Here is a 19,117-nt window from a genome sequence, read left to right as displayed (position 1 = left end):
GCAGGCAAGGGGGTCCGATGGCAAAAGCGATCATCGTTGGGTTTTTCGCCGAGACCGATTTGCATCCCGGCGCCGGACAGGGGCTCGGGACCATCGACCAGCCGGTGCAGCGCGAGGGCGGCACCGGCTTTCCGGTCGTGCCAGCGACGTCGCACAAGGGCGCGGTGCGCAGCGAGTTGACGGAGGGCAAGCCCGATCATCAGCTGGTGCCTCTGTTCGGCCGGATCGAGCAGGGCCAGGGCAGCCAGTCGGGCAGCGTGGCATTCGGCGACATCCGCCTGCTGCTGCTGCCGATGCGGTGCTCGGAGAGCACCTACAAATGGGTGACGACCCCGACGCTGCTCGAGCGTTTCGATCGCGACGTTCATCGGGCCGGGGGCGCGGCGCTCTTCAAGACCATTCCGCGCCCTTCCCAGAATGAATTGCAGGTCGCCGGCGGCGCCGGGGGCACGGTGCACATCGAGGAGTTCCAGTTTGCCGCGAAGCCGCTGGCAAACGGCAAGGAGGTAGTGGATGCGGTGGGGAAGCTGCTGCCCAACGATGCGCCCTACGACAAGGTCGGCGCGCGGCTGGGACAGCAGATCGCGATCATGAACGACGACGACTTCGCGTGGTTCTGCCAGTACGGCCTGCCGGTACAGCCGCACAACCATCTCGATCCCGACACCAAGGAGAGCAGGAACCTCTGGTACGAGGAGTACCTGCCGTCCGACACGCTGCTCTACGCGATCAACACGCCGCGCGCCGGCCGCGATGCCGACCTCGACTCGTATGCCCGTGAGCTCGGCAAGCGGAAGTTCCTGCAGATTGGCGGCAACGAAACCACCGGCGAAGGCGTCTGCCGCATCAACATCTGGCAGGTGGGGTGACCATGCAGAGCGATTTCATCGAGCGTGCCAAACACGCCCGCACGCGCGTGGCCGATATCGAGAAGCTGCCGGCTGCGGCCGCACGCGAGTATCTCAGCGCGGTGCGGGCGCTGCCGGCAGAGATACGCGCCATCGGTCTCGGCCAGGCGTTGGCGACGCTGCTCAACCGCAGTTCGAGGCCCACGGACGGCTTCGCCAGACTCTACCACCACCTCGAACACTGGCTGATGCAACGCAGCTACAAGGGGGCGGTCGCCGCCCCGCCGCAGCTGCTCGCGGCCGTGATCGGTGGCAGCAATGCGCAGTATCGGCACGCGACCGCCGAGGCCGACGCCTACCTCGCGGTGCTGAAGCGTCTGGCCGAAGTGTTTCTGTCCGGCCGGGCGACAGGGCCGGCGCCAGCCGGTGAGGCAGGCCGATGACCCCGAACGCACCTCTGCCGCAGTTCCGGCCGGAGTCCCTCTGGGCGACACCGGGACAGGGCAATCTGGGGTTATGGTACGATAAGTACTATCACCGCTGGCCCGCCTTCTCGCGGCTGCTCGATTTCAATGCGCCCAGGAGCGATGCCGAAAAGACGGCGCGCCTCGAATGGGTGAAACAGGCTGTGCAGACCTCGCGGTCGACCCATCTCGCCGACCAGTTGAGCGAACATGCCATCCGCCAGCGCGAACTGGCCGGCAACCTCGGCGGCCAATGGTTCGAGGCGTGCACGGCCACCAAGTTTGCCAGCGGACTGGGGCGCGCCCATCCGGTGGAGAACGGTTTCGACTGGCACTACACGCTTGGCGTGCCGGTGCTGCGCGGCGCGGGCCAGAAGGGGATCGTGCGCGAGTGGGCGAAGCGCTGGCTGGAACAGGATCCGGTGCCGCTGCTCGGTGGCGAGGAGAGAGCCGGGGCGGTGGCATTCCTGCCGGCGCTGCCCTCGACGGCGCCCGAGCTTTGCATCGACGGCACGACGCCGCATCTCGGCGAATACTACCAGGAGGGCCAGCGGCCGGCCGACTGGTACGATCCCAGGCCGCTGCAATGGCTCGCCGTTGCCAAAGGTTCCCTGTTTCAGTTTGCCGTCGTGCCGCTGAAGCGCAACGACGAGGGCAAGCGTCTTGCGGCTCTGGCCTGCGAATGGCTCAAGGAGGCCCTCTCCACGCTCGGCGCGGGCGCCGGCACGGCGGTCGATCGAGGCCTGTTCGAAATCGTCGAACCGATCAGATAGCCGGGCATGGCCGACCGTGCTTTGACACTTTCACCGGCCGCCGCAGACAGCCAGACCGAACTGCTCGCCTGGCTCGCCGATCCGCCGCGTCGCCTGCCGTTCGACCGGCTGCCGGCGGCGTGGCGGCAGGTCGAGATCAAGGTCGCGGGGCCGCGCCCGGAAGGATTGCCGGACGGCGTCGTGCTGCTCAATCGGGTGCGCGGCGCGCTCGGTCAGGCACTGCTCGAAGGAGCATCGTCGGCGGCGCGACAGCGCCTCCCCTGCACCTGGACTCCGCCCTGTGCGCTCGATCTCCTTTTCCGGCAGCGGCCGCTGGCCGGCCTCAAGGCCGGCGCGCCGCCGCCGTACAGCCTGGCTGCCGACGTCGGCGGCCGTCACCTCGTGGTGACGCTGACGCTATTCGGGATCGCCGCGGAGGCCTGCGCCGCGGAGGTGGCGGATGCGCTGGTGCGCGGTCTGCGCGGCGGTCTGGCGGCCGGCGCCGAGGGCGCCGTTGCGGCAGTCGATGTCGACCATCGCGAGTTCGTGCGCTGCGAGGCCCTGGCGCGGCCGGCGCCGGAGGGCGAGGCGGTAGCGCTGCGCTACCTCACGCCGCCCGCGCCGCGCAGCGGCAATGGCGGCGGCGTCGACGGCGTGGCGCTGCTGCGCGGCATGTTCGAGCGGGTGATCGGCATGGCGCGCTGGCTGGGGCTCGGAGTGAGCGACGCCGAGCCCTGGCTGGCGGATCGGCTCGGCCGCGTGCAGCTCGACGGTGCGCGGCTGCTGCAAGGCCCGGCGCATTTCCGGCACAGCGAGACTGCGCCGGCGGGCGGCTACGCGATTCCCGTGCTGTCTGGCGCCCTGCGGATCGGCGGCGACTGGCGGCGCCTGTGGCCGCTGCTGCTGATCGGCGAAGCGGTGCACGGCGGCCGCGCGACCCAGGGCTATGGTCGCTTCCGGATCGAGCCGATGGCGGCATAGCTAGCTAGGAGGACATGGCGATGCGCACGATCCTGATCTGCGTCGCCGGCACGTCGCCTGCGGTGATCACCGAGACGCTGCAGGCGCTGGCCGATGAGGATACCGCGGTCGATGAATTGCACATCGTCACGACGTCGATCGGCAAGGATCAGGTGCTTTCGCGCCTGGGCGGCGACGGTGGCCCGTTCGCGCGCCTCGCGGCTGACTATCCGGGCGATGGCAAGACGGCGAAGATCGATGCTTTGCTGCTGCGTCCAGAGCATGTGCACGTGATCAAGACCGACAAGGGCGAGCCGCTCGCCGATATCGCCAGCGAGGCGGACGCCGCGCGCATGGCCAACCTGATCGGCGAACTGGTGCGCCAGCACACCGCCCACGACGACCGACGTGTCTTCGCCTCGCTCGCCGGCGGCCGCAAGACCATGAGCTTCTGGCTGGGCTGCGCGATGTCGCTGTTCGGCTGGCCACACGACCGGCTGATGCACGTGCTGGTCAACGAGCCGTTCGAGGGCTGCGCCGATTTTTACTTCAAGCCCAGCAAGCCGATGAAGGTGCAGGTGACTGCAGCCGCCCTGCGTCCCAAGTACGGCGACGAGATCGGCACGGAAAGAGCCAGCATTACACTAGGCGCCGTGCCGTTCCCCCAGTTCCGGCCACACCTGAAAAATACCGCGTGGCTGGACCTGAAGCGGCCGCTAGACATCGGGCGGATGATCGCCGAGGTCAACGCGGCGGAGGCGGGGGTTTCGCTGCTATTCGACGACCAAGCCCTCACCATCCGCCTGAATGACCGTCTCTCGGTACCTTTTCGCAGCGTTCATTACTACGCGGTGTACAAACTGTGCGCGGAGGTGGCAGCTGGCCGCCTTCCGGCAGGCGCTGTTCTGGCCGGGCCGGAACCGGGCCTGCTGACGATGGACGACTTCGTGGCCGGCTCAAGGTGGGCGGCGGCGCGCTTGTTCAACATTCTCGAAGCGTTGGACGCGAACGGTGAGGGTGAGGAAGAGCGACTGCCGCGGGGCCGGCTTTGGTTCATGCTCAACAAATGGAAACCTGAGGACGGCGCGTTGTGGCAGGAGGTGAGGCAGACGGAGCAAAGTCTGTCCGCAGCGGAGGGGCTCATCGGTGGTGCCGACGCCGTCAAGTTGAAGATGGGAGAGCAGATCGCAGAGTTGAGCAGCCGCATGAAGGAAAAGAGCCTTGCGCTGCAGGTCGCCAAGACGGCGTTGCAGGAAGCCATTCACGGAAAAACCGGAGCTACTGGAGCTGAAAAGGAACGGCTGGAAGGTCGGGTAGACCAGAAGCGAAAGGCCGTCAGAAACGCCGAGGCCGCCTTCGCCCAGGCAGAAAGCCGGGAGTCGAACGCACGGGCGTTGCTCGCGGTGTTTCTCGAGGATGTGGCGAACGCCAAAGCTGCCCTTCCCGGGCTCAGGCACCTTCGAAGCAGTCACGAACGGAACGATAGAGTCCCCTTCGTGCTCGGAACAGTAGAAGCCATTCAGGGAGATCTGGCGCAGGCGCGCGCGCGCGCAGACCGAACCCTCGCAAGAGAAGTCCGCGACGCCCAGTTGCGCAACAAACTGAAGCTGGTGCGCAGCAAGACGCCATTCATGATCGGCTTGCAGCCTGAGTTCCGGGGGCCGGGCCGGATCGCATTCAAGGAGTATAAGCTTCAGGCCTGACTGGCCGGGTCCGACGAAGCCAACGGGAGCCCCAGCGCGATCCTTTCGAGACCGGCAATGGTTTCTGTCATCCCCGACACAAGTCCGACGCGCAGCAGGCCGGCTTGGCGGCGCGAATCGCCCCGCTCGTTGAGCGGCTGCGCGCTGATCAGCGTCGCCTGTCCATAGTTGCCGATGAGTGCGCTCTTGATACGATAGAGTCGCTCGATCCAGTCGCGCCACTTTTCGTCCGGGTTGGCAGCCTTCGCTTCGATGACGTGAAGCTGGTTGACGTGCATAACATCGATATCGCAGTCCATGTCCTTGCTACCGTCGAGCCTTTGCACATGAGCCGGCTGAAGACCGAGTGCGACTTCGTCGGGATAAAGCGACTTCGCGCGCAGGCGAAGCCAGATCCATTCCTCGAAGAAGCTCTGATGGACCCAAGCCATCATCTTCCGGCGGGATTGTCCGGACTTCGCGATGATACTGTCCCACTCGTCGAGGAAATCGACGAGGCGTGCCTTGGCGACTCCGAGGCGACTCGCAGTGTCTTCGATCCGCGAAGGCGTCGGCAGGCTGAGCTGCAGCATGGCTCTGACCCGCCAGGTTTCGGCTGAAGCGAAGCAAAGGCGGCCGAGTTCGTCGATCAGCGCCGCGCGAGCACGCACCGCTTTCTGGCGTGCCAGCCGTTGGTCTCGCCGCGAGTTCGGCTCGACGTAGCCATGCAGGGCCAGCCAGCCGTCGATCGAAATGAGGTTGTCGACGGCCTCGGTCCGCGGCGGCGCCTGCAGCGTGTCATACCAGCGCAACTCGCTGCCGTCGTAGCCTACGGCGCGCACCGAAAGATCGGAACGAGTGCCGGCCAGATCCGCCAAGCCGTGCCAGAACCCGATTTTGATCTCGCTCGGCCCGCCGACGTAGTTGAAGACGACTTCGGATTGAGCTTCAGCGTCGGCCGGAATCTGCCCGACACCGTCGCGCTAGACGGTGGTGTCGCCGAGGTTGCCGGTTGCCGATAAGGGTTCCGCCTCGCCACTGCCACCGCGACGCTCGACCTCGATCCGCCATGCGCTTTTCATGGTTTCGAGCGGAAAGTCGGCGTGGTCGCGGTCCAGAAGCTGGAACCGACCTCCCCACTTTCCGACCAGCACGTGGAAGCGGTCGATCGTGTCTCAACCCATGGCGAGAGCCGGCACCAAATTGACGGCAGCTCGACGGCACCCCAGCGCGTCGCGGTGCAGACCTAAATCCTCGCCATCTTCGCGCGAAAGTGGCCGCCGCGAGGGGGCGATTGCAATCTTGCGGTTCGCACCACCCGTGGCCGGCTCCTCTAGAAGCGCCAGACCCAATTCCGGGTTTTGCACGAGGAGAGCCACATGAATACCATTTCCACCACCATCCCCGCGGGCACCTTCCATGCCCGCAAGCCCATCTTCGGCGGCTGGGGCCGCGAGGAGGACAAGGCGCGCGAGGTGAAGGCGGAGATCCTGTCGCCCGAGCCGCGCCACCCGCTTCCGGCGCGCGTGCCCACCGCGTCGCCGCCCGACGCCGACCGCGACGAGATCCCGGTCGGCACCTTCCGCGCCGGGGGCAAAGGCGGTGACGGCCAGGTCGAACCCGGCGACGCCGGCGGCATCGTAGTCGCCGGAGGCGAGGGCTGGCTCGGCCGCGATGGTCCCTGCCTCGCGGCCGCGACCCCGGCGCTGCGACCGGTCTGATGCCGCGGCTGCCCGCCTTCGACACCGACCTGATGTCGTTCCTGCTCTTCCTCGTCGTTCTGCTGGTGGCGAGCCAGGCGGTGCGGCGATACGTGCAGCGGGATACGCCGGTGCCGCCCCGCGCCAGCGCCGGCGCGACGGCCGCGCCGGCGGGGCCGGGCGCCGCGGCGGCCTTCGCGCGTACGGATGCGCCGGCTTTCCAGAGCCGGCTGATGCGGTTCGCGCGGGCGGTCGCTGCGACTTACGGCCGAGGCAGCCGCCATCCGCTGGAATACACGACACCGGCCGGCACGCCGTTCCGCTTCACCTTGCAGCGCGAGGCGGCGACCGGCTGGCGCATCTACATCGACCAGCAGCCCAGCTATCGCGGCCGCGACGAGGGCGGGCACGAGACGCACCGCTACGTCGACGAGGCCGGGCGCCACTTCATCTGCTGGGACGGCGCCATCCGCGGCGCCGAGCAGGCGGTGTTCGTGGCGGCGCGCTGGGCGCTGCTGACCGAACGCTACATCGCCACCGGCGAACGCTTCTGAGGAGGACTGAGATGAGCATGGGCACCGACACCCTGCGTCCGCTCGAAATCGAGACGGACGCGCTTTGCCAGATCGCCGCCACCGTGGGCGGCCGGCGGGCCGAATTCGGCGGCATGCTGGGCGCCGGCGACGACGGCGTGGTGCGCCACTTCGCCTTCGACCGCGGCGCGCGCCGCGATGGCAAGACCTACGCGCCGGACACTAGGGCGCTGAGCCGCCTCTACCGCGAGGACTGGAAGCCGCGCGGCATCCGCATCGTCGGCTTCGTGCACTCGCACCCGCCGGGTACGCGCCAGCCCTCCTGGGCCGATGCCGAATACGCCGCCCGTCTGCTCGACTGGCAGCCCGACCTCGACCGGCTGCTGATGCCGATCGTCATGGCCGAGCCCGATACCGGCCGCTTCGAGTTCCTGCCCTACGTCGCGCTGCGCAACGGTGCCACGGCCCGCATCGCCCCTGTCGGCCTGCGCTGCACCGAAGCCTGCGCTGCGCCGGCGGAGGCCGTCGCCACCTCGGGCACCCCGGTCCGCCCGCGTTGGCGCTGGCGGACGGCTGCAGCCCTGGCGGCAGTCGCGTTCGTGGCCACCGCCGCCCTCCTGATGGCTGACCATGGCGCGCCGGTCCCAGCCGACCCCGCCTTCGAGGCACCCGCCGCGCCTCAGGAAGCGGGGCCACCGTGACCTTCAATCTTGCAAAGCCGCACCCGGGCGGGAGGCGGGCGTAAGTACGCCCAGTCCCCAAGGAGATCCGCCATGAACCTCAAGCGCCATTCCACCGTCATCCTCAACCTCTGCGCCTTCGGCGCCGGGGTCTCCACCTTCTTCGGGCTGCGCTCGATGATGCCGTACGGCGTCGAGGGCGTGGTCATCCCGGTGGTAATGGCGCTCACGGTCTGCTTCGTCCTGGCGATGCTATGGCACTGCATGGTCGACGTCGTGCCGCGGCTCGCCGATCCGGGCCGACGCCGGCTCGGGCTGGTGCTGGCCGGCGTGCTGACTGTCGCCGCCATGTGCATTTCGAGCTGGTTCGTCACCACTGCCATAGGCGGTCGCGACGCGGTGCGCATCGACATGGCCGAAAAGACCGAGACGTTCCGGCGGGTGCTCGACATTGTCACCGCCAATGCCCAGGCCGAACAGGCCGTGGTGCCGGAGGTGGCGCGCACCGCCGCCGAGATGAAGGCGCTGGCTGACGGCGAGCAGCAGCGCGGCCAGCTGAGCGGCCGGCCCGGCAAGGGCCCTGTGGTCGATGCGCTGCGCCGCGCCGCCGCCACCTATACTGCCGTCGTCGACGAGGCCAATGGCCTGCGCGAGCGCATCTCGGCGCTGCGGACCCAGGCCTCCAACCAACTGAAGGCGATGGATCAGATCATCGGCGGCGGCGACGGCACGGCCGAGGCGCAGCGCAAGTTCGCGACGGCGGTGGGCGAGTTCCGCCAGAAGGTGGCCGAGATCGACTCCTGGTCGCTGCTGCCCAGCATGCGCCGGCTCGGTCTCGCCGAGCTGCCGGCGGTGGGCACGGGCTCCGGCCAGAACGATGCGATCGCGGCCATCCATGCCACCTTCGCCCAGCGCAGCGACGAACTGACCCGCAAGGTCGATGCCGTCGCCGTGCAGCGCAAGGAGGTCCCGGTGATCGCCAACCGCCCGATCAAGGCCGGCGAAGCCGTGGTCGAGCATTTCGAGCGAGTCGTGCCTGCCTGGTGCGTTGGCATCGCGATCGACGCCATGCCGCTGCTGCTTCTGCTCGTGTTGGTGATCTCCGCCCTCGAAGACGCGGCGCGTGAGCAGGCTCAGCAGGCAGCCGGCACTGGCGCGAACCGCGGCACCGCCGAAGGCGAGGGCCGTCGCCCGCAACTGGTCGGTGGCGACGACTGAACCGGGACGGACCCACGATGCAGAGCGAAACCGCCCTTCAGCAGCCTCTGATGCATAGCCCGGAGACAGAACCTCCGGTCGCCGGCCTGCGCCTCGTCGGCATCGCCGCGGGGGCCGGATCCGGCGACCAGTTCTGGCTGCAGCGCGCTGCGGAAGCACTGCGGGCCGGTGAGGGGCTAACGGTCCGCCTGCAGGCCGGGCAGGCGCCGGCCCGTCATTCCTGTGCGCTCACGATCGAGGCAACGATGGCCGGCGAGCCACGGCCCGACCTCGCGAACCGGATGGGTGCGGTACTGGAATTGGCTTTGCCGGGCGCGCAGTTCGCTCCGGCGGAGACTCGGGCGGCCGATGCGGATCGCGGCACCTGGCAGGAAGCCTGGCCGCTTTCCTTCGCCGTCTCAGCGCGCACAGACCAGCGCCGGCGAGGCCTGCTGCGGGCCGTTTCTGCGGGCACTGCCGATCATTTGCGCTTCGGGCAGCCGCTTCTGCCGCAGCGCATGCCACTCGCGCGAACCCTGTCGCTCGCGTTGCGCCATGTTCACGAGCTCACGCTGGAGATCGGGGTCGAGGCGTTCGAGGTCCCGGCCGCCGTGACGCGGGTCGCATCATTGTTGCTGACCACCGGCACCGAGGCGCTGCCGGGAACGCCCGTAAATGCCTCCTCGGACAGGACCGAAGCCCTCATCGAGGACGCGCTGAAGCACCGGCACCATGCTTCTTCCGGCTGGCGAGTCAGCTGTCGGGTTCGCGCGGCGCCTGCGCTGCCGGCCGCCATCGTAGCGCGCATCTCGGCGACGCGACTTCGTCGCGCGCGAGTCATGAGCAAGCTGCGAGGTCGCGCGCTTCGGTACGCCACAATACGCGTTCGACTGCTTCCGTGGTGCTTCCGCGACCAAGCCGAGCGCCACCGGAACAAAATGTGCTCTTGGTAAGTGCCTCGAAATATGGGAGAAAATGGCGGACCCGGCGAGATTCGAACTCACGACCTCTGCCTTCGGAGTGGCGATGCTCAGTCGCTCAGCGTCGTCAATGGCGGACCTCGTCTTGGCCGTCTCAATTTCCTTGTGTTCACGAGCATCTGGGCCCAGTCGTCTGCAATCTATTGCATCGAGGAACGGGTCGGTCGCGACGTATATATTCCAGGCTTCGACTACAGTACGGAGAGCGCTATTGGCCTGCTCTGGCATAGGTTCAACGAGTGAATCGGGGGATTGGCGCACCTGGTCATCCGCGATGAGGGCATTGCGCAAACCATTTCCGCGAAGAATTGCTAGTCCAAGCTGAAGCTCAACGGGGGTTGTTCCCAAGGTTTCCTGGAAAGCTTGGGCGAGATCGCGCCACGGACCCAACCGATTGCTACCAGGAAGCCCGGGCGCACACAGTGCGAGGAAATTGGAGATGCTTTCAAGCAAGCCCCTGTGTAGTTGCCGTTGGAGGTAGTCGTTACGGCCATTCTCGAGACCGACCTGCTTCGCGGCGATCGCAATACGGCCGCTCTCGGCGTCCATCTCGAACAACAAGCTAGTCGGCGCTTGTGGCTCAACAACGCTCTCTGGAGGCGGAGGAGTCGCCGATGTGTCGAGTTCGCCACGCAAGTAGCGGAGGGTATCAATGGTTCTTTGCGGATTGGGTAGCTGGGCAATACCTTGGAGATCCGGAGAAACTAGGCAGCGTGCAAACGAAATGCCGTATTCTTCTGGGTACTCGCGAGCACCCACTTCCAATTTCGCTAAGGCTGTTATTGGCGAAAGGTCTACAACTTTTGTATCACTGACATCTAGTCCGCGAAGGTTTTCGAGATTCTTGACCGCAGATAGGTCCGTTATCAACGTGCCACCAACATGCAAGCCCTTCAAGTTGCTTAGGTTGTCAATTGGGGTCAGGTCGGAGACGAGAGTATTGGACGCGAATATCCGCTCCATGTTTCCCGATGACGAGAGCGGCGCCAAACTGTGAACTTTGGTGTTACTAAGATTTATGCGCAGGATTCCGTTCAAACCGGAAAGCGGAAAAAGATCCACCACGTCAGTCGCGTCTACGTTGATCCGGTTTAACCTGCGTAGTCCGGCCAAGGGCCCAAGATCTTTGACCCGAGTGCGCCCGATATCTAACTTTCCAAGCTCAGTTAGGAAAGCTAGTGGAGAGATATCGGTGATTTTGGTGCCACGACCTCTGACGACGCGTAAGTCGAGAAGCGACGAAAGTGCCGCGATGTTCGAAACCCTAGTGTTATCGAAGTCGATACGTTGCAGCTTCCTAGCACTAGTAAGAGGCTGAAGATCGGCGACTGGCGTGTTTCTAATAATGAAGACGCGTAAGGCCGAAAGTCTTGCGAGCGGAACAAGGTCCGAGACTTGCGTATCGTTGATCTCCAGGCGCTGTAGTTGGATCAACTCGCGAATCGCATCAATTGTCGAGATGGATGTCTTGTACGCGACCAGAACTTCAAGACTGGTCACCGTACTGAGCGGTGCGAGGTTGGTGACGCGTGTTCCGGATACGCTCAGTGAGCGGAGGCCCGGGAGCGTGGCGATGGGCGACAGATCTGATACTTGAGTATTGTCGATTGCCAGGCGGCGAAGCGTAGAGATACCGGAGACGGCAGACAGGTCGGTGATCTGTGTGTTGCGAATGTTCAGAGTAGTTAGTTTGGACAAACGAGAGAGTTGGCCGGGCAACGTTTCAAGCCCACTCAAATCATCGAAACTTAGAGCCGTACGACCGTCCTCAATCGCTGACATAACTCTCGTTGCGGCAATCAGCGAGTGATTGCTGGCAGGTCGAGACATGCTAGGAGACCGAACCATTTAGCGACTCTTCTGCCTGCAACTTTAGAGTGCTTTGCGTAGGGATGCATCTCCCATTAGGAGAAAATCCAGTTCAACATCGATCGCATCGCCGTTATCGCACCAAGGTTCGCCGGCTCAACAAGGCTGGGCGTGCACAAGCTGAATAGCTGGTATTAAGCCGTCAGGCCGCCGTCACAGACGAATTCGGAGCCGGTCGAGAAGCTCGATTCGTCCGACAGCAGGAAGAGGATCATGTCGGCCACTTCGCGGGCCTCGCCGAGCCGGCCGAGCGGATGGAGTTCCTCGAGCCATTGCCGGCCGCTCATGTTGCCGATCGGCTGTTCGAGCCGGGGTGCCACCATGGGCGTGTCGATGTAGCCCGGATGGACCGAGTTGCAGCGGATCCCGTACTTCATCTGCGCGCAGTGCAGCGCCACGTTCTTGGTGAGGGCGCGCACCGCGCCCTTGCTGGCGCAGTAGGCCATGGCATGGGAGGCGCCGCGCAGGCCGAGCACCGAGGAGATGTTGACGATCGAGCCGCCGCCCGACCGCTTCATCGCCGGGATCGCCGTCTTGCAGCCGAGGAACGTGCCCATCGAGTTGATGTCGTTGACCAGGCGGTAGTCCTCGAGCGTGCAGCTCTCGATGTCGGTGCGCGTGCCGATGCCCGCGGCGTTCAGCAGCCCGTGCAGGGCGCCGAAGGCCGCCACCGCGGCGTCGACCGCCTCGTGCCACGACGCCTCCCGGGTGACGTCGAGGGCGACGAACCGGCCGCTGCCGCCGAGCTCGCCGGCGATCGCGCGACCCTTCTCCTCGTCGCGGTCGGCGACGACCGCCTTGCCGCCCTCGCGCACGACGCGCCGCGCCGTCTCCGCGCCGATGCCCGACGCGCCGCCGCTCAGCAGCACCACCTTGCCCTCAAGACGCGCCAAAGGCCCTCCTCCGGGACAGGCCCGACGTGAGCGCGCCGTCGACGGTGAATTCCGCGCCGGTGACGTAGCTCGAGCGGTCCGACGCGAGCCACAGCACCATCTCGCCCAGTTCCCTCGGTTCGGCCATGCGGCCGATGGGATGCACGCCGCCGATCAGGGCCTTGGCCTGTTCGTGACCCATCGCCTGGTAGAGCGGATTGAAGATCGGCGTGTCGACGCTGCCGGGATGCACCGAATTGCAGCGGATGTCGTACTTCTTCTCGGCGCAGTGGAGCGCCACGCTCTTGCTGAGCAGTCGCACCGCGCCCTTGCTGGCGCAGTAGGCGGTGGGGCCCGCCGAGCCGATCAGGGCCGCGACCGACGAGACGTTGACGATCGAGCCCTTCGGCGCCGGCTTTGTCCTGCCCGTCTTCTTCATGCCGCCGATCGCGTGCTTGCAGCCGAGGAACACGCCCTCGGAATTGACCGCCTCGACCCTGCGCCAGTTCTCGACGGTGGTGTTCTCGATGTTGGACCAGCCGCCGCCGATGCCGGCGTTGTTGACCAGGATGTCGAGCCGGCCCTCGCGACCGAGGACGTCGGCGAGCAGGGCCGTCCACGATTCCTCGGAGGCGACGTCGTGCTGCACGAAACGGCCGGCGCCGTCGCGGGCCGACTGCAGGTCGGCGACGACGACCGTCGCGCCCGACTCGGCGAGCAGCGCCGCGGAGGCGGCGCCGATGCCCGAGGCGCCGCCGGTGACGATCGCGACCTGTCCGGAGAGTTCCGCCATGTTCGAGCCAAAGAAAATCCCCTCCGGCCGGTCGGGCCGGAGGGGATGGACGGTTCAGATCAGAAGCCGAGCGGCGGGGTCACGCGGGTCCACTTGCCGCCCTTGGCCTCGGCCAGGAACGACGAGTTGGCGCCCTGCCGGATGTTCGGGCCGAACGTGACCGCCGGACCGTTGAAGATGTCGTGGTAGTTCTTGATGCCTTCCATGCCGGCGACGAAGCTGTCGAGCGTCAGGTTCTTGCCGGCGTTGATCAGGCCCTGGATGGTGAGGTCGGCGGCGACGTAGCCGTAGACCGCGCCGATGTTCGGATCGATCTTGTACTTGTTCTTGTAGGTTGCGACGAACTCGCGGACGGCGGGCGCTTCGCTGTCGGCATAGGGCATCGCGGTGAGGCCCATGGTGAAGAAGCCCTCCATGCCCGGGGCGGCCGCCACGACCAGGTCGTAGGACGCGGCCGAGCCGAGGAACGTCACGTCGTTCCAGCCGCCCTTGCGGGCGGTGACGTACGGTACGATGGCGTCACGCACGATGGTGCCCATCGCGATCAGGTCGCAGCCGGCCGCCTTCAGCTTGGTGATCGGCGCGGTGAAGTCCTGGTCGGTCGGCTTGTGCGCCGTCACCTCGGTGATCTTGATGCCGAGCTTCTTGGCCTGCGCCTCCGCGCCTTCCAGGATCTCCTTGCCGAAGTCGGTGTCCTGGTACATCACGCAGATCTTGCGCTTGCCCTTCTTGTAGAAGTAGTCGATGCCGGCCCGGATCTGGTCGACGTAGGACGCCGCGCCGTAGAACTTCAGCCGCTCGTAGGGCTCGTACATCGAGCGCGCGGCCGACAGCGGGAACAGGTTGGGCACGCCGGCCGCAAACTGGTCCTTGAAGCAGGCGTTGTTCATCGGCGTGCCGAGCGCACCGACGAAGGCGAACACCTTGTCGCGATTGATCAGCTTGTTGCAGGCCTGCACCGCCTTGGGAACCTGGTAGCCCTGGTCCTCGACGATGACCCTGAGCTTGCGGCCGTGCACGCCGCCGGCCTCGTTGATCTCGTCGAAGCGCATCTTGACGGCGTTCGACGACGAGACGCCATAGGTCGCCGCCACGCCCGACAGGTCGGTCGGCATGCCGAACGTGACCTGCGTGTTGGTGACGCCGCGGGTTTGCGCCGAAGCGGCCGACACCACGACGGACGCCGCGAGCGCCGCCGCAACTCCAACAACCATTCTCGATTTGTTCATGCGTATCCTCCCTCAACCTGACAGAAGTATAGCCGCCTAGACGGCCTCGGCATACATGCCGTCGATCATTCCCCTGTACTTTTCGCTCACGAATTTGCGCTTGAGTTTCATGGTCGGGGTGACCTCGTCGTCCTCGGCCGTGAGCTGCTGCTCGATCATCCGGAACTTCTTGATGGTCTCGACCCTGGCGAAGTTGGTGTTGACCCGCTCGATCTCGGACCAGATCAGGTCGTTGACCTCGCGCGAACGGCACAGCGAGGCGAAATCGGTGAACGGCACGTTGCTGTCCTGGGCGTACTTCGCGACGTTGTCGTAGTCGATCATGATCAGGCAGGACAGGAACTTGCGCTTGTCGCCGATCACCACGGCATCGGAAATGTAGGGCGAGAACTTGAGCTGGTTCTCGATCTCCGAGGGCGTGATGTTCTTGCCGCCGGCGGTGATGATGATGTCCTTCATCCGGTCGGTGATCTTGATGTAGCCCTCGTTGTCGACGAGGCCGACGTCGCCGGTGTGCAGCCAGCCGTCGCGCAGCGTCTCGGCCGTCTTGTCCGGCTGGTTGAGGTAGCCCATGAAGACGTGCGGTCCCTTGAGCAGGATCTCGCCTTCCGGCGATATCCGGGCCTCGGTGCCGGGCGCGGCGACGCCCACGGTGCCGAGCTTGATGCGGTCGGGCATGCCCGTTGCCAGGCCGCAATTCTCGGTCTGGCCGTAGACCTCGCGCATGTCGATGCCGAGCGCGCGGTACCACTTGATGAGATCGGGCGCGATCGGCGCGGCGCCGGTGCCGGCGAACTTCACCCGGTGCATGCCGATCGCGCGCTTGATGTTGTCGAGCACCAGGAAGTCGGCGATCGACTGGGCGAGCCTCAGCGGCGCCGAGGGCTGCCGGCCCTCGAGTTCCTGCCCGGCGACCTTGAGGCCGATGCCGAGCGCCCATTCGTAGGACTTGCGGCCGATCCAGGTCGCTTCCCGCATGCGGATGGCGATACCGGAATAGAAGCGCTCCCAGATGCGCGGCACGGCGAAAAAGGTGGTCGGCGCCACCTCGCGCACGTTCTCGGGCACCGTCTCGACGCTTTCGGCGAAGTTGGCGACGGCGCCCGAGCGCAGTGGCAGGAAGACGGTGAAGGTGCGCTCGGCGATGTGGCAGAGCGGCAGGAAGGCGAGCTGCTCGTCGTCGGTGCCGAGCGGGATGAAGGCGTCGGCGTTGGCGAGCTGGAAGACGACGTTGCGATGGCTGAGCATCGCGCCCTTGGGCGGGCCGGTGGTGCCCGAGGTGTAGACCAGCAGCGCCAGCTCCTCCGCCTTCGAGCCCTCGACCAGCTTCTCCCATAGGCCCGGACTGGCCTTGTCGTGCTCGCGGCCGAGTGCCATCAGCTCCTCAAGCGGCATCACCATGGGGTCGTCGAAATCGGCCAGGCCTTCCATGTCGAAGACCAAGACCTTGACCAGGGTGGGACAGCGCTCGCGCACCTCGAGGAACTTGTCGAGCTGCTCCTCGTTCTCGACGAACAGGAAGCGCGACTTGCTGTCGTTGACGATGTAGTCGACCTGCTTGGCCGAATCGGTCGGGTAGATGCCGTTACTGACGCCGCCCGCGCCCATGGTCCCCATGTCGGCGTACAGCCACTCGGGCACCGTCTCCGCCAGGATCGAGACGACGTCGCCGCGCTTCAGGCCGAGCTTGACCAGCCCCATGCCGATGGCGCGTGCCCGCTCGCCGTATTCCCGCCAGGTGGTCGCCCGCCAGATGCCGAGCTTCTTCTCGCGAAAGGCGGTGCGGCCGTCGCGCGCCTTCACCTGGTGCCAGAACAGCTTGGGAATCGTATCGCAGCCCTCGACTTCGATCCGCTCCATCGTGGCCTACCTCCAGGTCTTCCGCTTCTTCCAGCGCCGCTTGCCGCGCGCGCCTTCTTCCTTGATGCCGAGATAGAATTCCTTGATGTCCTCTTTCTGCATCAGCCGTTCGCAGGTGTCGGCCATGACGATGCGGCCGACCTCGAGCACGTAGCCGAAGTCGGCGGTCTGCAGCGCCATGTTGGCGTTCTGCTCGACCAGCAGGATGGTGACGCCGCGCTCGCGGTTGATGCGCAGCACGATCTCGAAGATGTCCTTCACCAGCTTGGGGCTGAGGCCGAGCGACGGTTCGTCGAGCAGCATCAGGCGCGGCCGCGACATCAGGGCGCGGCTGATCGACAGCATCTGCTGCTCGCCGCCCGACAGCGAGCCGGCGCGCTGGTCGGCGCGCTCCTTCAGCACCGGGAAATAGCCGAACACCGCCTCGAGGTCCTGCGCCACCTCGTCGGCATTGCGCCGGGTGTAGGCGCCCATGCGGAGGTTCTCGCGCACCGACAGGAAAGGGAAGACCTCGCGGCCCTCGGGCACGTGGCTGATGCCGAGCCGCATCACCTTGTCGGGGTCGGTGCGCTGGATCTCGCGGTCCTCGAAGGTGACGCTGCCCTTCTGCGGGTCCATCACGCCGGACACCGTCTTGAGCACGGTGGTCTTGCCGGCGCCGTTGGCGCCGAGGATGGTGACGATGCCGCCCTTGGGCACCTCGAACGACACGCCGCGGATCGCCATGATCGGACCGTAGTAGGTCTCGATGTTGCTGACCTTGAGGATGGTTTCGGCCATGAGCTGTTCCCTCAACCGCCGAGATACGCACGGACGACTTCGGGATGCGCCTGCACCTCGGCCGGCGAACCCGTCGCGAGCGGGCGGCCGTAGTTGAGCGCCAGCACGCGGTCGGACACCGCCGACACCAGGCTCATGTCGTGCTCGACCATGAGCACGGTGATGCCGAGCAGGTTCTTGATGTCCTGGATCCAGAAGGCCATGTCCTCGGTCTCCTCGACGTTGAGCCCGGAGGAGGGCTCGTCGAGCAGCAGCAGCTTGGGGTCGGTGCACAGCGCGCGCGCCAGCTCCGTCACCTTGCGCACGCCGTAGGGCAGGTTGACGATGAAGCTGTCGCGATACTGCTGGAGATCGAGGAAGTCGATCGCCTTCTCGACCGCCTCGCGGTGCTCGACTTCCATCTGCCGCACCGACGGCAGGAAGAGGAGCTCCTGGAAGAAGTTCGACTTCTTGTGGGCGTGCCGCGCCAGCAGCAGGTTCTGCAGCAGGGTGGCGTGCTCGAACAGCTCGATGTTCTGGAAGGTGCGGGCGATGCCGAGCGCGGCGATGCGGTGCGGCGCCACGTTGGTGATGTCCCGGCCGTCGAACACGAGCTTGCCGCCGCTCGGCTCGTAGATGCGGCTCACCAGGTTGAAGATCGTGGTCTTGCCGGCGCCGTTGGGGCCGATGATGGTGAAGACCTCGCCCTTCCGGACGTCGAAGCTCACGCCGTCGACGGCCTTGATGCCGCCGAAGTTGATGGAGAGGTTGTCGGCGGTGAAGAAGCTCATCGCAGGCGCTCCGAGCGCATGTAGCTCTTCTGCCGCTTGAAGGTCGCCCGCTTGTACATCGGGAAGGTCGAGAAGAAGACCCGGATCTTGACCCAGCGGCCGTACATGCCGAGCGGCTCGAGCAGAATCACCAGCACCAGGATGAGGCCGAAGATGCCGGCTTCCACGCCGGGTGCGCTGAGGAAGCCGCCGATCGCGTCACCGACGCGGCCGATCAGGGCGATGCCGGTGCCGCTGCCGACGTCGTTCATGGTGGCGGGGATGGAGTCGCGCAGGATGGCGATGGTGGGCGGCAGCAGGGCGACGAAGATCGCGCCGAACACCGCGCCGTGCAGCGAGCCCAGGCCGCCGACGATGACCAGCAGCAGGAACTGGATCGACAGCAGGATGTTGAAGATGTCGGGCGCCAGGTAGGCGATCTTGTGGGCGAACAGCGCGCCGGCCAGCCCCATGACCCCGGCGGAGTAGGCGAAGGCGGTCGACTTGTAGATGGCGAGGTTGACGCCCATCGACTGTGCGGCGATCTCGCTGTCCCGGATGGCGATCCAGGCGCGGCCGGTCGGCGCGCGCAGCAGGTTGCGCGTCAGCCACAGCACGACGACGAGGAAGAACAGGCAGAGGAAGTAGAAGGCGCGGTCCTCCTCGAACGGCACGCCGAAGATGACCGGTCGCGAGACCGGCATGCCGGCGAAGCCGTGGGTGACCGATTCCCAGCGCGTGAAGACCTCCTGGATGATCACCGAGAAGGCGAGCGTGGCAATGGCGAGATAGATGCCCGTCATGCGCAACGCCGGCAGGCCGACGATCAGACCCGCCGCCGTGGTGATCAGCACCGCCAGCCCCATCGCCGCGACCCAGGGCATGCCGCTTTGCAGGAAATAGGCGTGGGCATAAGCGCCGATGCCGAGGAAGGCCGCGTGGCCGAGAGAGATCAGGCCGGTAAAGCCGACCAGCACCATCAGGGAGACGCCGCAGATGGCGTAGATGAATACCCAGGTCGTCTCGCCGACGTAGTAGTCATCGAGCAGGAACGGCAGGACGAGCACGGCGACGCCGAGTAGGCCGTACCAACCGAGATCGACCTTGTCGCGAAACAGCCTGATGTCCTGAGCGTAGGACGTCTTGAACAGGAAACGCATGCGCGGACG

20 protein-coding genes are annotated in these 19,117 nt (G+C 66.1%); 9 read left to right on the top strand and 11 right to left on the bottom strand.

Annotation, left to right across the window (positions count from 1 at the left end):
• Positions 1–17: 17 nt before the first annotated feature.
• From cmr4 to KIT25_16980, 5 genes are read left to right on the top strand one after another with little or no spacing between them, the layout of a single operon-like run.
• The gene (gene cmr4, locus KIT25_17000; protein ID UYN93739.1) at positions 18–869 is read left to right on the top strand and encodes a type III-B CRISPR module RAMP protein Cmr4; all 852 of its coding nucleotides are present in this window, start codon (positions 18–20) and stop codon (positions 867–869) included.
• A gap of 2 nt (positions 870–871) precedes the next feature.
• Positions 872–1,291 (top strand): type III-B CRISPR module-associated protein Cmr5, encoded by a 420-nt coding sequence (cmr5, locus tag KIT25_16995; protein ID UYN93738.1) that lies wholly within the window; start codon positions 872–874, stop codon positions 1,289–1,291.
• The gene (cmr6, locus tag KIT25_16990) at positions 1,288–2,085 is read left to right on the top strand and encodes a type III-B CRISPR module RAMP protein Cmr6 (GenBank protein ID UYN93737.1); all 798 of its coding nucleotides are present in this window, start codon (positions 1,288–1,290) and stop codon (positions 2,083–2,085) included. Before cmr5 ends, cmr6 begins: the two co-directional genes overlap by 4 nt.
• 6 nt (positions 2,086–2,091) lie before the next feature.
• The gene (locus KIT25_16985) at positions 2,092–3,045 is read left to right on the top strand and encodes a hypothetical protein (GenBank protein ID UYN93736.1); all 954 of its coding nucleotides are present in this window, start codon (positions 2,092–2,094) and stop codon (positions 3,043–3,045) included.
• A 20-nt stretch (positions 3,046–3,065) separates the two neighbouring features.
• Entirely contained in the window at positions 3,066–4,727 is a 1,662-nt protein-coding gene (locus KIT25_16980; protein UYN93735.1) for a TIGR02584 family CRISPR-associated protein, read from the top strand.
• Here KIT25_16980 and KIT25_16975 read toward each other — a convergent pair.
• Both KIT25_16975 and KIT25_16970 read right to left on the bottom strand, forming a co-directional pair.
• Entirely contained in the window at positions 4,718–5,584 is an 867-nt protein-coding gene (locus KIT25_16975) for a DUF1887 family protein (GenBank protein UYN93734.1), read from the bottom strand. The two genes, KIT25_16980 and KIT25_16975, sit on opposite strands and share 10 nt — an antisense overlap.
• A 105-nt stretch (positions 5,585–5,689) precedes the next feature.
• On the bottom strand, positions 5,690–5,860 hold the full coding sequence (locus KIT25_16970) for a hypothetical protein (protein ID UYN93733.1): 171 nt from the start codon (positions 5,858–5,860) through the stop codon (positions 5,690–5,692).
• 225 nt (positions 5,861–6,085) lie between these two features.
• Here KIT25_16970 and KIT25_16965 point away from each other — a divergent pair, with 225 nt between their 5' ends.
• From KIT25_16965 to KIT25_16950, 4 genes are all read left to right on the top strand, one after another.
• Positions 6,086–6,427 carry a hypothetical protein gene (locus KIT25_16965; protein UYN93732.1) on the top strand — a complete coding sequence of 114 codons (342 nt, stop codon included), beginning with the start codon at positions 6,086–6,088 and terminating at the stop codon, positions 6,425–6,427.
• A complete protein-coding gene (locus KIT25_16960; GenBank protein ID UYN93731.1) occupies positions 6,427–6,960 on the top strand; it encodes a hypothetical protein in 534 nt (177 codons plus the stop codon). The genes KIT25_16965 and KIT25_16960 overlap by 1 nt, the downstream gene beginning before the upstream one ends.
• A gap of 11 nt (positions 6,961–6,971) precedes the next feature.
• Positions 6,972–7,640 (top strand): Mov34/MPN/PAD-1 family protein, encoded by a 669-nt coding sequence (locus KIT25_16955; GenBank protein ID UYN93730.1) that lies wholly within the window; start codon positions 6,972–6,974, stop codon positions 7,638–7,640.
• A 72-nt stretch (positions 7,641–7,712) separates the two neighbouring features.
• Positions 7,713–8,837 carry a hypothetical protein gene (locus KIT25_16950; protein ID UYN93729.1) on the top strand — a complete coding sequence of 375 codons (1,125 nt, stop codon included), beginning with the start codon at positions 7,713–7,715 and terminating at the stop codon, positions 8,835–8,837.
• A 398-nt stretch (positions 8,838–9,235) separates the two neighbouring features.
• Here KIT25_16950 and KIT25_16945 read toward each other — a convergent pair whose 3' ends face one another.
• The 9 genes from KIT25_16945 to KIT25_16905 form a co-directional block, all read right to left on the bottom strand.
• A complete protein-coding gene (locus KIT25_16945; GenBank protein UYN93728.1) occupies positions 9,236–9,379 on the bottom strand; it encodes a hypothetical protein in 144 nt (47 codons plus the stop codon).
• Between the two features lie 63 nt (positions 9,380–9,442).
• The gene (locus tag KIT25_16940) at positions 9,443–11,626 is read right to left on the bottom strand and encodes a hypothetical protein (protein UYN93727.1); all 2,184 of its coding nucleotides are present in this window, start codon (positions 11,624–11,626) and stop codon (positions 9,443–9,445) included.
• Between the two features lie 173 nt (positions 11,627–11,799).
• Positions 11,800–12,558 (bottom strand): SDR family oxidoreductase, encoded by a 759-nt coding sequence (locus tag KIT25_16935; GenBank protein UYN93726.1) that lies wholly within the window; start codon positions 12,556–12,558, stop codon positions 11,800–11,802.
• Positions 12,545–13,330, bottom strand: coding sequence for an SDR family oxidoreductase (locus KIT25_16930; protein UYN93725.1), 786 nt, complete (start codon positions 13,328–13,330; stop codon positions 12,545–12,547). The genes KIT25_16935 and KIT25_16930 overlap by 14 nt, the downstream gene beginning before the upstream one ends.
• Positions 13,331–13,389: 59 nt before the next feature.
• Positions 13,390–14,559 (bottom strand): ABC transporter substrate-binding protein, encoded by a 1,170-nt coding sequence (locus KIT25_16925; GenBank protein UYN93724.1) that lies wholly within the window; start codon positions 14,557–14,559, stop codon positions 13,390–13,392.
• A 36-nt stretch (positions 14,560–14,595) separates the two neighbouring features.
• Positions 14,596–16,419, bottom strand: a complete 1,824-nt coding sequence (locus KIT25_16920) for an AMP-binding protein (protein ID UYN93723.1) — start codon at positions 16,417–16,419, stop codon at positions 14,596–14,598.
• 6 nt (positions 16,420–16,425) lie between these two features.
• Positions 16,426–17,199, bottom strand: coding sequence for an ABC transporter ATP-binding protein (locus KIT25_16915; GenBank protein UYN93722.1), 774 nt, complete (start codon positions 17,197–17,199; stop codon positions 16,426–16,428).
• A gap of 11 nt (positions 17,200–17,210) precedes the next feature.
• Entirely contained in the window at positions 17,211–17,969 is a 759-nt protein-coding gene (locus KIT25_16910) for an ABC transporter ATP-binding protein (GenBank protein ID UYN93721.1), read from the bottom strand.
• Positions 17,966–19,108 carry a branched-chain amino acid ABC transporter permease gene (locus KIT25_16905; GenBank protein UYN93720.1) on the bottom strand — a complete coding sequence of 381 codons (1,143 nt, stop codon included), beginning with the start codon at positions 19,106–19,108 and terminating at the stop codon, positions 17,966–17,968. Before KIT25_16905 ends, KIT25_16910 begins: the two co-directional genes overlap by 4 nt.
• Positions 19,109–19,117 lie beyond the last annotated feature (9 nt).

This window comes from Enhydrobacter sp. (assembly GCA_025808875.1).
GTDB lineage: Bacteria > Pseudomonadota > Alphaproteobacteria > Reyranellales > Reyranellaceae > Reyranella.
Note: the sequence above shows the minus strand (reverse complement) of the source record. Positions and strands in the feature narration are given on the sequence as shown.